General features: G+C 70.4%; 13 protein-coding genes and 1 pseudogene. 4 read left to right on the forward strand and 10 right to left on the reverse strand.

From position 1 onward, the window contains the following. Positions 1-588 (forward strand): annotated as a pseudogene (locus tag VF794_RS09320) (metallophosphoesterase); the annotation flags it as partial. Positions 589-591: 3 nt separating this feature from the next. Here the strand turns inward: VF794_RS09320 and VF794_RS09325 are convergent. Next, a complete protein-coding gene (locus VF794_RS09325) occupies positions 592-1,056 on the reverse strand; it encodes a hypothetical protein (RefSeq protein ID WP_331108887.1) in 465 nt (154 codons plus the stop codon). A 126-nt stretch (positions 1,057-1,182) separates the two neighbouring features. Here VF794_RS09325 and VF794_RS09330 point away from each other — a divergent pair, with 126 nt between their 5' ends. Next, the gene (locus tag VF794_RS09330) at positions 1,183-1,818 is read left to right on the forward strand and encodes a TonB family protein (protein WP_331108889.1); all 636 of its coding nucleotides are present in this window, start codon (positions 1,183-1,185) and stop codon (positions 1,816-1,818) included. A 1-nt stretch (position 1,819) separates the two neighbouring features. Here the strand turns inward: VF794_RS09330 and VF794_RS09335 are convergent, their stop codons facing one another. The 8 genes from VF794_RS09335 to VF794_RS09370 all read right to left on the reverse strand — a co-directional run bounded on the left by VF794_RS09335 (position 1,820) and on the right by VF794_RS09370 (position 10,805). After that, entirely contained in the window at positions 1,820-3,256 is a 1,437-nt protein-coding gene (locus VF794_RS09335; protein ID WP_331108891.1) for a hypothetical protein, read from the reverse strand. 58 nt (positions 3,257-3,314) lie between these two features. Next, on the reverse strand, positions 3,315-4,313 hold the full coding sequence (gene map / locus VF794_RS09340; RefSeq protein ID WP_331108893.1) for a type I methionyl aminopeptidase: 999 nt from the start codon (positions 4,311-4,313) through the stop codon (positions 3,315-3,317). Between the two features lie 130 nt (positions 4,314-4,443). Continuing rightward, on the reverse strand, positions 4,444-5,691 hold the full coding sequence (locus VF794_RS09345) for an imm11 family protein (protein ID WP_331108895.1): 1,248 nt from the start codon (positions 5,689-5,691) through the stop codon (positions 4,444-4,446). Positions 5,692-5,701: 10 nt separating this feature from the next. Beyond that, positions 5,702-6,298, reverse strand: a complete 597-nt coding sequence (locus VF794_RS09350) for an AHH domain-containing protein (RefSeq protein ID WP_331108897.1) — start codon at positions 6,296-6,298, stop codon at positions 5,702-5,704. A gap of 104 nt (positions 6,299-6,402) precedes the next feature. Further along, positions 6,403-7,074 (reverse strand): hypothetical protein, encoded by a 672-nt coding sequence (locus VF794_RS09355; RefSeq protein ID WP_331108899.1) that lies wholly within the window; start codon positions 7,072-7,074, stop codon positions 6,403-6,405. A 36-nt stretch (positions 7,075-7,110) separates the two neighbouring features. Further along, positions 7,111-8,937 (reverse strand): serine/threonine-protein kinase, encoded by a 1,827-nt coding sequence (locus tag VF794_RS09360; protein WP_331108901.1) that lies wholly within the window; start codon positions 8,935-8,937, stop codon positions 7,111-7,113. Further along, positions 8,934-9,764, reverse strand: a complete 831-nt coding sequence (locus VF794_RS09365) for a DUF2381 family protein (protein ID WP_331108903.1) — start codon at positions 9,762-9,764, stop codon at positions 8,934-8,936. Before VF794_RS09365 ends, VF794_RS09360 begins: the two co-directional genes overlap by 4 nt. A 102-nt stretch (positions 9,765-9,866) precedes the next feature. Next, positions 9,867-10,805, reverse strand: a complete 939-nt coding sequence (locus VF794_RS09370; RefSeq protein ID WP_331108905.1) for a bestrophin family protein — start codon at positions 10,803-10,805, stop codon at positions 9,867-9,869. Between the two features lie 124 nt (positions 10,806-10,929). Between VF794_RS09370 and VF794_RS09375 the strand changes: the two genes are divergently transcribed. Then, on the forward strand, positions 10,930-11,583 hold the full coding sequence (locus VF794_RS09375; protein ID WP_331108907.1) for a carbonic anhydrase: 654 nt from the start codon (positions 10,930-10,932) through the stop codon (positions 11,581-11,583). Here the strand turns inward: VF794_RS09375 and VF794_RS09380 are convergent. Further along, on the reverse strand, positions 11,573-11,887 hold the full coding sequence (locus tag VF794_RS09380) for a TraR/DksA family transcriptional regulator (protein ID WP_331108909.1): 315 nt from the start codon (positions 11,885-11,887) through the stop codon (positions 11,573-11,575). The genes VF794_RS09375 and VF794_RS09380 overlap by 11 nt on opposite strands. A gap of 232 nt (positions 11,888-12,119) precedes the next feature. Here VF794_RS09380 and VF794_RS09385 point away from each other — a divergent pair. Further along, positions 12,120-12,800 (forward strand): YwiC-like family protein (locus VF794_RS09385; RefSeq protein WP_331108911.1); only part of this gene is annotated, 681 nt, incomplete at its 3' end.

Genomic DNA, 12,800 nt, shown 5'->3' on the forward strand with positions numbered 1-12,800 from the left:
TCGGTGGTGACGCGCCCCTGGTCCTTCACCCTGGGACTGGCCACCCTCGGCGGCCTCGTGTGCTTCGCGGACAAGTCCTTCGGACGCTGGCGCTTCCTGGCCGGCGGACTGCACGGCCTGGCGCACATCCTCGCCGCGTTCTTCGTGGCCTGGGGCTCCATCTACTTCATCGTCAGTGGGCTGGGCATCTGTCCGGAGCTGCTGCCCGGCACCGCGCCCCTGTGCGCCGCCGGGTGGACGCACCTGTGGGGCAAGTTCATCCTCTCCGGCCTCATCAACTTCCTGGGCGGCTTCCTCGTGGGGCCCTTCATCATGGGCCTCTACCTCACGGTGAGCGTCAACCGCTTCGGCGCCCACTCCAACGAGGCCTTCATCTCGCTGGCCATTCCGGACTGGAAGAACTTCCTGCGGCTGCGCATCGACAAGGACGGGCACCTCACCGTGTACCCGGTGGGCCTGGAGCGCGTGCCTCGCAAGTGGAAGGAGACGAACGCCGGCCCCTACGCCCCGGCCTACGAGCCGGATGACCCGAAGGCCACCACGCCCGTCCTCATCGAGCCCCCGGTGCGCGTCACGCCGCGCGGCTGAGCCTCACTCCCACAGCGGCGCGGAGCACTCGCCGCACTGGCGCTGCGCGAGGTCCACCCAGGCCAGCGCCTCGGCGAGCACCTCCGACGTGGAGCGGCCATGCACGTCCACCACGCCGTAGAACTCGCCGAACCGGTTGGCCACCGACAGCGTCGCCGTCCCCGGCACGCGCCCCGACACCTCCGCCAGCCTCCACGCCACCGTGCCCTCCGGGTCGTCTCTCAGCGCGCCGGGCAGCAGCGGCTCCCCGGGCCGGCCGGGCATCATCACCGAGATGAGCTCCACCTCGTCCCGGCGCCACCCGGGCGCCCGCGCCTGGAGCTCCCGGTGGAGCGCCTGACAGCCATCACAGTTGGCGTGCAGCAGCGCCACCAGCATCTCCCGCCGCTGCCACGCCTCGCGCGTGCCACGCAGGGCGCCGTCCTCAGCCTCGAGTTGGAACAGGGGGATGTCTCGTCGTAGCGGCATGGGCCACCTCCTCACTTCGACAACACACAACCCCACCCCAAAACCCACAGCGGTGCCCCCCGGAAATCGTGTGAAACCGGGCATCATTCAGCAGCACGTGGACCGAGTCTGGTGTAAAATTACTGCATGACTGGCGCCTCTCCCTCCGTGCAGCCTCGCCTTGCCCTCGCTCTCCTGCTGGGCGCGTGTGTCGCGCTGGGCGGTACCGGGTGTGCCACGGCTTCACGTGCCACGCTCTCCACGCCGCCGCCCGAGCCCATCGCCGCCGTGACCGAGCCGGCCCCCGCGCCCGAGCCCACGCCGGCTCCGGCGCCCGCCAAGGCCGAGAAGCCCAAGGTCGCCAAACGCACCACGCCCCGGCCGCCCGAGGTGAAGACGCCCACCGCCGAGGCGAAGACGCCCGTGTCGGCCAGGACTCCCGAGCCGAGGCGGCCCCAGTCGGACAGCTCGATCCTGGGCGCCACGTCCTCCGAGCCCGTTCCCTTCGAGCCCTCGGCGATGACGCGCCCCCAGCGGGTGAGCGGGAGGGAGCCACGGCTCACCGAGCAGGCCCGCGCCGAGCGCGTGCGGGGCACCGCGCTGGTGCGCTGCGTGGTGACGCGAGACGGCCGGGTGACGGGCTGCAAGCTGCTCAACGGCCTGCCCTACATGGAGCAGGAGCTGCTGGAGTCCGTGTCCACCTGGCGCGTGACGCCCATCACCGTGCAGGGCCGGCCGGTGGACGTGGAGTACACCTTCGTCGTCCGCATCCCCGCGAGCTGACTCAGAAGCGGGCCTGGAGCACCGCGGCGCCGCCCACGGAGGACGGGCGCTCCAGCACCGGCTGGGCCACGCCGTTCTCGTCCTCCCGGAAGACGGTGTGGTTCGGGTCGCGCGTGTAGAACGCCTCGCCAATGACGGAGAGGCTGTCGCCGACGTCCCACCGGAGCGTGGCCTTCGCCGTGAGGAGGGGTTGACGCTCGCGCCCCTCCGGGAGCACGGAGAACGCGTTCGGTCCCCGCAGGACCACGAGCCTGTTCCCCGTCGCTGGCGGGTTGTTGCCGCCCATCACGTACCCGAGGGAGTTCGTCGTCGAGGGCAACACGGCCCTCACGAGGAGGCCGGGGGTCAGCCCCGTGCCGGGGAAGTGATGATCCATCCCCGCCGACACGAGCAGCTCGGGCAGGTGGGTGCCGTCCTGGGGGAAGGCGATGAAGGGAGGAACCCCCGGCACCTCGGACAGCACGAATGAGGCCGAGCGAGCGAGTGCCAACGCGTGCACGCGCAGGAAGTCCACCTTGAGCCTCGCCTGCAACGCGAGCACGTCCGCGCCCTGATCCGTCGTGGTGTCGAACATGTCCGGATTCTGGAGCGTCTGCACCAGGTGGCTGGCCTCGAGCGACACGGAGGCCGAGACGCCGCCCGGATACACCTCGGGGGCGAGGAGCTTCTCGTAGACCTCGGGGTCCCTCCGGTAGAGCGAGAAGTCGACGCTGGGGCCGATGGGCGCCCCGTGGTGGAAGAGGATCCGCCCCGAGACCCCCACTGTGCGGGCGCGGGTGTCGCGGCCCTGTGCGGCGAACACGGGAATCACCCCGTGCTGCACGAGCGTCCCGGCCGCCTCGAGCCGCAGCGGGGGCAGCACGTCCACGCCCGCCCCGGCCAACCCCATGAGGAGCCGCTCGTTCTCCCGGGTGAGGGCATTGGCCTCCAGGGAACTCCTGGCCGCGGCGAAGACGTACCAGTGCTCCCGCGCGAGCCGGAGCTCCAGCCCCGGGACGCCGCTGCCCCCGGGGGCGCCGCTGGCCAGCAGGGGACGGAAGCCGTACACGTCGCGCCCCCACGAGGCGGGGTACTCGTAGCCCAGGAACAGCCGCGTCGACGAGAGCGGGAGGAAGGTGAGCACGAGCCCCTCGCCCTCGCTCCAGGACTCGGGCCGCCAGGAGAGCCGCACGTAGCTGGCGTTGTCCCGGAGGTTCAGGCCCGCCGCGTTGTTGGCGGAGATGAGCACGGAGAGCTCGGCCTCGGCGCGCAGTCCCGAGCCGAGCTCGGGCGAGCGCAGGTGCAACCCGAAGTGGGAGCCGGTGCCGAAGTCGCGGGACTCGAGGTCCTCATCGCTGGCGAGCAGGGACACGCGCAACGAAGCCACGTCCGAGGCGCTCGCCTCCAGGGACAAACCCAGCCCGAGTGCGAGCAGCGTGCGGATGAGAGACGTCTTCAACGTTCCTCCAGGAGAAGGGGTTCCTGGAGAACCGGTCCTCCTACCAGCCAGCGCCGGTTCAGGCCACCGTGAGGATGTCCACGCCCTGGTCCGTCACCAGGATGGTGTGCTCGAACTGGGCCGTGCGGCTGCCGTCGGCCGTCACCGCCGTCCACCCGTCGTCCCACACCCGGTGGTGCCAGTGGCCGAGGGTGATCATCGGCTCGATGGTGAAGGTCATCCCGGGCTCCATGATCGTCTTGGCCTCGGGGTCGAAGTGGTGCGGAATCTGGAGCGCGGTGTGGAAGCGCTCGCCGATGCCGTGGCCGCAGTAGGCGCGCACCACGCCCATGCCGTTCTGGGTGGCGTGCGCTTCAATCGCCTTGCCGATGTCGTTGATGGGCCGACCCGGCTTCACCGCCTCGATGCCCAGCATGAGGCACTCGCGGGTGACGCGCACCAGGCGCTCGCTGTCCGGATCCACCGTGCCCACGGGGTAGGTGGCCGAGCAGTCCCCGTGCACGCCCTCGAGGAAGATGGTGATGTCGAGGTTGACGATGTCACCCTCCTCGAGCGCCCGGTTGTCGGGGATGCCGTGGCAGATGACCTCGTTGACCGAGGTACAGATGGACTTGGGGAAGCCGTGGTAGTTGAGCGGGCTGGGGTAGCCGCCGCGCTTGACGTACTCCTCGTGCGCGATGGCGTCGAGCTCATCGGTGGTGATGCCGGGGCGCACGTGGGAGGCGGTGATGTTCATCACCTCGGCGGCGGCCTTGCAGGCGCGGCGCATGCGGGCGATGACGTCCGGCGTCTTGATTTCGGTGGGCGGGTAGACGCGGGCGGGACGACCCGACGCCGCGTAGTCCGGACGCTGGACGTGCGAGGGAACGGTGCGCATGGGGCTGATGACGCCAGGCCGGATGCCCCGCGAGCGAGTCTCGGGCCCCCGCTTGCGTGCCTCCACGGCGTCCGCGCCGCGGTGGCACTTCTTGTACTTGGTTCCATTCCCGCACCAGCACGGGTCGTTCGGCTTCGGCAGCACCGCGGGTGGAACCCGCACAGCGGACACGTCGTTCATACCCTGGACCTATAGCCCCTGGAGGCCTACCGCGCACGCCTTCTCGGCTGGCTGCCCCGTGGGTCTGGAGGCACGTTCACACCGTGCTGGGTTGGCTGGCTGGTCGCCAAACTGCGCACCTCGGGGGCTGCTACACCACCGGACGCCGCCGGGCCCGAGACAGGTGCGCCTCCCCGCTCTCCGTGAAACGCCGCGCCAGCTCGGCCTGCCCCTCCGCGCCATGCTCCAGCACCTGCGCCAGCTCCCCGGGCAACAGTGCCTTGACGGTGACGAGCCGCACCTCGCCGAAGGGCGTGGGGAAGTGCCCTGGCAGCGTGTGCGACTCCATCCCCAGCAGCACGCCCACCCGGCCCTCCTCGCTCACGAGCGCCTTGGGCATCCGCTTGCCCGACACCTCCATGGAGAAGAGGCCCGCCTTCACTGCTTCGCGCACGTGCTCGTGCCCGGCCACTTCACTCGCCACACGCTCGAGCAGCAGCAGGGGCCACCCCTTCGTGACGTCCTTCACCGCCGCGTCCGTCTCCAGGGCCAGCTCCAGCCCGAAGCCCACCGAGGGCTCCAGCCTCTCGATGAACGGGTCCGACAGCCCGTGCGTCACCAGCAACGTGCGCCCCGCCTCGCGATGGATGACGCGCCAGAGCTGCCGCTGCCCGGGCCACGCATCGCTCATGGCGATGGGCGTGATGGCCTCCTTGTCCAGCCTGCCCAGGGTGCCCCACACCGCTTCCCGCGCCGCGTCCGCCACCTCCAGCAGCTCCCGGCTCTTGCGGTCGCGTGCACGCTGCTCGGCGCTGATCGCGCTCGGACCAGTCACCTCCTTGAATTTCGCTCCCGTGGCGCCCAAGCGCTCCAGGGCCTGCTTGATGTCCTCGGAGACAACGAGCGTCCCAGTCCACCCCCAGGTGCGAAGCACCCTCGCATCGCCCACCTTCGTCGCATCGATACGCATGCCGTACACGGCTCGGTATTTGCCAGTCTTCTCGGGCCGGCCATCCTCGGGATTCCAGTACTGCACCTCCTCGGACGCCTCATCGTCGATGCACTTCACCACGCGCGTGCATACGAGGATGTAGAACGGCTCGGAGTGCGCTTCGACCTCCACGGGGATGAGCTGAACGTCCTTGGGCGCCAACTCCGTGAGGAGGGCGGCGACCCTGGCGCTGACGATGGGCACCCGGATACCCGCCTCGGTGAAATCGAGCGACCGACCCTTCACAGCACCCAGGGGAACCTTGAGTTCCCCCTCCACCAAGACGGGCTGCCCCTGCTTGAAGAGCCAGTCATCCAGCGTCTGTCCCCGCGCGTCAGTGGGAGTCTCCAGGTCCCAGCGGCCGGCGAGGTAGACGTCGTCATGAAGCTCGAAGTACCGCTTCGACATGACTCCCGTTCTAACGCGGAGCACCCTCGGTGAGGAGCTTGTTGAGCTTGCTGCCCTTCTTGGCGATTTCCACTGCCAGCTTCTGAAGCTCGGCAACCAGGTCTCGTCGACATTGAACGGTGCTCCCGCATGTTGCCGTTGCATCGTCCAATCGCTTGAAGACCTCCTGGTGGTACTCCTCGGGGTGAGGGCCCTTGTGACCCTGGATACTGACCTTGTTGGCTGGGTCCTCCATCGACATGCCCGCCTTGTCGAAAATCCTCTTGAACCGTTGCGTCCAAGGTCCACCGAGTAGGGTGGACTTGCTGTTCTCGACCGTCGCGATGTGGTGCAGTTCCGGTTTGTTCCAACTTGGGGACGCACTGATGGGAGCGCCCCTCGCGGCCATGGACAGGGCGTTGGCGGGCAGCACGACGCTGAAGGTGCCCTCCGCCACCGCTATCTTCACCTTGTCCGCTTCCTGTGCGGCCACCAGCACGTCGCGCAGACCACCGTGGGACTCAGCCGCACTCGCGGCCCGTGCGAAGCCCGGCAGCGTTGGCGCCTTGGTGATGAGCGACGCGGTACTCCCCACCGCCGCCGTCCCCAACAGCAACAGGATGCGCACGCTGTTGGGTCCGATGACCTTTCCGAACCGGTCCCCCGCCTCGCGCAGTTCCGCGAACGTGCTCGCCTGGGCCGCCTCCTCCCACAGCTGGAACCAGGCCTGGATCAGATCGAACAGTTCCCACCCAGGTAGCCCCACATCACCAGGGCGAGCGCCGCCGCTACACCCTTGGAGACAGGCTCCGGCGCCGCCACCAGCGCCATGTAGCCAATCAAGGTGATGCTCAGCACCGTCCACAACTGCCGGGTGGAGAATGTGGAGCGCAGCTCCGCGTCCCTCGCTTCCAGTGCCGTGTTCACCGAGAGCGCCAGCGCGAGGTCCCGCTTGTCCTCGCCGTCCAGGCCCGGCCCGTCCTTGAACAACTCCAGGCAATCTCCCGGCGTGCCACACCGCTCGCAGAAGCCCCCGTAGGACTGGGCCAGGGGCGTGCGCCACTCCTCTCCCTTCAGTGGCCCCGAGGCCAGTGCCAGCTTCCGGTGCAGGTACAGCGGGGGACGGGCGCTGGCCACCCGCAGCGGGATGTCCAGCACCAGGGTAGTCAGCGCCTCGTCGAGCTCGAAGTCGCTCACCCGCACCGCGCCGAACCGGGTGGGCACGGAGAGTTGCACCGGAGCCTCCGCGTCCACCGTGTGAGGCCGTGCGTCCCGCCGCTCACCCGTCAGCGGCGCCCGGGAGGCGCACGCGGCCTGCAACACGAGCACCACCAGGGCCAGCACTCCCAACCAGGGACGCCGTCGCGCACCTGCCGGGCTCGGGCCAATACGACGGATGGACATGCCGCAGCATACAGCGGCGAAACCGAGAGGACGGTGTCAGCGCCAGTCCGGCGGCGCGAGCCTGATGCGTGGCACCGGATAGCCCTCGGGGCCTACCAACACCGTCTCGAAGCGCGGGTCGTTGAGCACCGCGCTGCCGGGGCTCTTGTCCACCTTCTCCAGGTCCACCTTGCCGCCTGGAATGGGCAGCTTCGCCCAGGTGGGAATGCCGTACTGGTGGATGCCGTCCACCGCCACGCCGCAGATGGGCAGCGAGGAGCCGTCCGGCAGGTGGAGCCAGTCGAACTGGATGTAGACGCGATTGGGCGTCGTCACCGCCTCGCCTGAAATCCTCATTTGAATCTCCTGCTTCGTCTCCTCCACCTCGACGAGAATGATGGCGGTGACGGGACCGGGCTTGAGGTTGAGCGAGCCCCCGTCCTCGATGGACTCGTCCGAGGCGGGAGTGCCCGACCTGAGGAAGGAGGGGTTCTCGTCGGGCGAGAGGCCCAGCTTGACGGGGGTGGCACGGGCCTCGGGGGAGCAGCGCGCGAGGTAGCCGATGGGGTCGGGCCGCACGGGAGCGGTGGCGCACCCGGCGAGCTGCGCGGCGCTCACGCCCAGCACGCTGGTGAGCAGCACGCACAGCCGCGAGGGCACGGGCGTCGAGGCGGGCGAGGGAGCTTCGCTGCGGGAGGTGGAGGGCACGGACGGTGTTCCTTTCTCGGAGGGCACCGGCGAGACCGGCGCGGTGAGCAGCCACGCTAGCCCGAGCAGCCCCACCCCGAGCGCCAGCACGGCCAGACCCCGACGCCAGCCCCTGGCCCGCTCGGGGGAGCGTACCTCCTCGGGGCGAGGTGGGCGCTCGGAGCGAGGAGCCTCCTCCGGCGGGCGCTCCTCCCGCGGGGCCTCCAGCACGTCCACGTCCGGAAATCGCTCCAGGGTCCGCTCGGAGGGCCACACCGCCGGGGCCCGCCAGGCGTCCGAGGTTCCCTCCGCCTTCAGTAGCCGCTCCAGCTCCTCGCGCACGGCACGGGCGCTCGGAGGGCGCTGCTCGGGATCCTTCGCCAGCAGCCGCAGGGCCAGCGCACACAGCGAGGCGGGTGCCTCGGGCGCGAGCCGCTGGGGCTCCAGCGGAGGGGTCGTGGCGATGGCCACCAGCAGTTCCTCCAGCGACAGCCGGGTGCTGAAGGGGCGGCAGCCGGTGAGCGTCTCGTAGAGCAGCACGCCGACGGCATACAGATCCGCGGCGGGCCGGGCCGGCAGGCGCGAGCCCTGACGCGCGGCCTCCGAGGTCAGGAAGGCGATGGCCTCGGGGGGCTGGCAATAGAGCGTGCCCGGCGCCAGCCCCTCCGTCAGGGGGCGGGCCCACGGCAGGTGCACCGCCCCGAAGTCGATGAGGAAGGGGGTGTCATCGCCCTCGCGCACCAGGATGTTGTCGGCCTTGAGGTCGCGGTGGCATACGCCGCGCGCGTGCAGGGACTCCAGCGAGCTGAGCATCGGGCACAGCACGCACGCGACCCGGTACAGCGAGGCGCGCTCGTGCCAGCGCCAGGCGTGGAAGGTGCTCCCGGCGACGTAGGGCGTGACGAAGTAGACATAGCCCGACTCCAGGTCCGGCCAACGGCCCCACTCGAGCACCGGCAGCACGTGGGCGTCCTCCAGCCACTCCAGCGAGAGCACCTCGCGGCGCATCCACTCGTCCACCCGGTCCTCGTCCTCTTTCGAGAAGGTCCGGGCCGCCATCTTCATCGAGTAGCGGCGCCCCTCTCGCTCCACCAGGAGGACGAAGGCGAAGCCCCCCACGCCCAGCCGGCGCACGACCTGGAAGTCGCGCACGGCGTCCCCCACCTGGAGCTGGTTCGGCTGGAGGGGAGGCCTCATGGGCGCCCGCCCCCGTCTTCCAGGGGCAGCGGTCGGAAATCGCCGGGAGCGTCCGCTCCATCCAGGGCCACGTCCAGGCGCACGGTACCCTCGGGCAGCAGGCCGGTGAGGGCTTGCAGGCGTCTGTCGCGAATCCTGACCGAGAGGAGCCGCGCGGGCCATTCCAGCAGCTCGCCCCCCGCGAGCGTGGCCCGCAGCCGCGCCTGCACCGGGCTCCACGTGGGCACATCCAGCGTGCGTCTCCGCACGGCCACGGTGGCGAAGAAGCGCCGGCCCATCCAGAGCACGGACTCCACCTGCCCCCGCGAGCCCGCCGGGTTGTACTCCACCACCTGCTGGGGAAGGTCGAGCGCGACACGCGCATCCGGCGCGGCGAGGAGGCTCCGCATCACGCTCTCGGCGCCGTCCTCGTCGGCGGAGGGCTGGGAGCACACCACGTGCACGGACACGTCCACCGCGTCCCCCCGGGTGACGAGCACGAAGCGGAGGGGCTCGGCGCCGGCCTCGGTGACCACGGAGAGCAGCACCTGTTCGCCGGGGGCGAGGTCCGCGGTGGGCACGAGGACCCACGTGCCGTCCGCCAGGAGGACGCGCTGGATGCGCCCGTCGTCCGGTGCGAGTTCCAGGGCCTGGGGCAGGGGTCCCCCGAAGCGCACGAGCGTGGCCACACCAACGGCCACGTGCAGCTCCAGGGGCGGCACCTGCCCTGGCCGAGCCGGAAGCACGAGCGTGCGGCGCTGAGGAGCGGGAGAGGTGGCTCGTGGAGGCCCCGCGATAGCCGAGGTGGAGAACAGCGTTGTCAGGAGCAGCCAGGAGCCGAGGCGCACGCATGACCTCCACGAGCCGACACGCACCCTACGGGAGGACGGCTCGCGAGAGCAAGCAGAAAACAACTTCCGCCGTCACCTCGTCGGAGTTGACTCCGGAAATCATGTGGGGGGCTGTTGGGGCTGGGCGAACCGGGACGCCGTGCGCCAGGAGGGTGACACCGTGAAGGCCTCCTCGGCCTCGAGCAGCGCGAGCAGGTTGCCCTGGAGGGTGCCGCAAATGGTTTCGAGGGGCAGGTGGCTGAGGTTCGTCGGGGAGAAGGGGTTCTCCAGCTCGACGGCGATCTGATCGATGGCCAGGAGCGGGTAGGCCACGAGGAACGTCACCAGCCCGGGGATCCACCACGTCCCCACGACGGCGATGGGAAGGGCCAGGAGGTAGAGGACGATGAAGCGCCGCAGCTTGAAGGTGTGGACCTGCGGCAGGGGTGTCCTGAGGATGCGCTCGCACCAGCCCACGTGATCGATGAGCTGGGCGCGCTCGCGGTCGACGGCGAGGAAGGCGACGCGGTCCATTTCCCCGTGCTCGACGGCCTCGCCCAGCAGGCCGGCGATGGCCTGGGCGACGAAGGAGGGCATGTGCTGGGCTCGGCAGATGCGCTCCACCGCGTCCGCGTCTCGCATCAGGGTGAGCAGCTCTGGCAGCTCCCGCTCGCCGCGCAGGTTGCGCCGGGCCACATGGCTGAAGGCGGCCGTCCAGCGCACGAACCGCTCCCGCCACTCCGGGTCCCTCGGGCCGTACGTCAGCCCCGCGATGGCCAGGTTGCGCGACTGATTGACGATGCCGCCCCACAGCTTGCGCGCCTCCCACCAGCGCTCGTAGCCCCCGTTGGTGCGCAGTACCAACAGCAGCGCGAGGAAGGCGGCGGTGAACTCCACCGGTCCACTGCCCAGGGCCCGCCAGTCGTACACCTCGTGCACGAGCCCGACGAGCAGCCCGTACAACCCGAACAGGAACACCCGCGGCATCACGAGTGGCGTCACCGCGCCCCGCCAGGCGAACGCGTCCTGCCAGAAGCGCTTCTCCCAGTGTCCCTTCACGCTCCACGGCATACCCAGAGAGGTAGGTCGCCGTGCGGTCCCCGACAAGGAAGGAGGCGGGCCGGCGACCGTCCGGTGCGGATCCGCCTGAACGGCACCATCCCTGGTGAAGAGGACTCAGGACATGACCATCGCTGGCATCCCCCCCGCTCCCCTGCCCGCCGCTCAAGCACTCCAGCGTCTGCAGGAGGGCAACCACCGCTTCTCCAAGAACGTGCGCAGTCTGGACACCGCGCTCGGCCAGACGGCGCGGGCCTCGCTGGCGGCCGGGCAGAATCCCTTCGCGATCATCCTCTCGTGCTCGGACTCGCGGGTGCCGTCGGAGATCGTCTTCGATCAGGGGTTGGGGGACCTCTTCGTCATCCGCGTGGCGGGCAATGTCGTGGCGCCCTCGCTGGTGGGGAGCGTGGAGTTCGCGGCCGCCACCTTCGGGACGCGTCTGGTGGTGGTGATGGGCCACTCGCGCTGCGGGGCCATCAAGGCCACGCTGGACTTCATCCAGCACCGGGTGGAGGCGGCGTCGGAGAACATCCACGACATCGTGGACCGGTGCTGGCCCGCGGTGGAGAGCGTGGTGCATGCGGCCGGTCCGAGCGTGGACAGGGACCGGCTCGTGCACGAGGCCGTGCGCGCCAATGTCCGGCAGTCCTGCGCCCACCTGCGTCACGGCAGCCGGCTGCTCGAGCGGCTCATCCTGGAAGGGGGGATGATGATCGTCGGCGCCGACTACTCACTGGACACCGGTGAGGTCGACTTCTTCGAGGGGCTCAAGAGGTAGATGTCTCCTGGGCTTGCGCTGCCTGCGCGCTACAGGCCATGCAGTGACGTGCCTCGGGAATGGCGCGCAGCCGGTGTCGGCCGATCGCCCCACCGCAGCGCGCGCAGTGCCCGAACCGGCCCTGCTCGATACGCACCAGTGCGTCGTCGATGTCCCTCAGCTCCCGCCGCTCCCGCTCCGACAGCCGCTCCAGCACCTGCTCCGTGCGCTCCTCGACCTCCAACCCGTTGCCGCGCGGCACTCCGCGGAGGCTGCTCCGCCGCTGCATCAACGCCTCGCGCGCCTGCTTGACCCACGTGTTCATGGAACATCCCCACTTGGTGTGAGTCCCTCTATTTCAGGAACCGTGCCTCGCCCCTCCACCCCCGAGGCCCCTTACGGTGCGCGCAAGGTTTGCGGGTCTCCTCCACCCCCTGTGCACCCCTTGCGCACGCCGCCCCCTCCTCCCCTCACACCCGCGCTGGAACACCCTTTGCTCCAAGCCACCTCAGGCACCCCGCCCGGTGCCATGCTTCTCGCCGCCCGAGGTCGCTCGCATGATGTTCTCCCCGCCCACCTCCCCCTCCCTGGGCTCTCTCCTCCAGGGGCTCCTCCCCCGTGAGCACGGCGCGTACTTCCAGCTCGGCCTCCCCCTGGCCACCGCCCTCCTCGTCACCGGTGCTCCCTCCAGTGCCCTCTGGCTCTCGGGTGCCGCCGTCGCCGCGCTGCTCGGCCACGAGCCCTTGCTGTTGCTGCTCGGCCACCGGGGTTCCCGCCGCGAGGAGCGTGATGGGGGCCGCGCCCGCGCGTGGGGCGTCCTCATGGGCCTGGTGGGCGCGCTGTGCTTCGGGCTCGGCGTCCTGTCCATGCCCGCCGAGGCCCGGCCCTTCCTCGCCCTGCCCCTCATCCTCGGCGGCGAGGTGCTGCTGCTCGCGTGGAACCGCCAGGAGCGCACCCTCTCGGGCGAGGTGCTCGCCGCGCTCGCGCTCGGGGCCTGGGCCGTGCCCATCGCCGTGGCCGGGGGCCTGCCGGCCTCCTCCGCGCTGACGCTCTGGGGCACCTACGGGCTGGCCTTCGGCCTGGCCACCCTCGCCGTGCGCCTCGTCATCGCCAGCCACCGGCCCCGCGCCAATCGCGAGCTGCTGCGCCGCACGGGCGCCACCTCCATCACCTTCGCCCTGCTGGCGGCGGTGACGTGGGCGGTGCATACCGGGCTGCCCCTGGCACGTGTCGCGGCG

Source organism: Archangium sp., from assembly GCF_036389735.1.
Classification (GTDB): Bacteria; Myxococcota; Myxococcia; order Myxococcales; family Myxococcaceae; genus Archangium.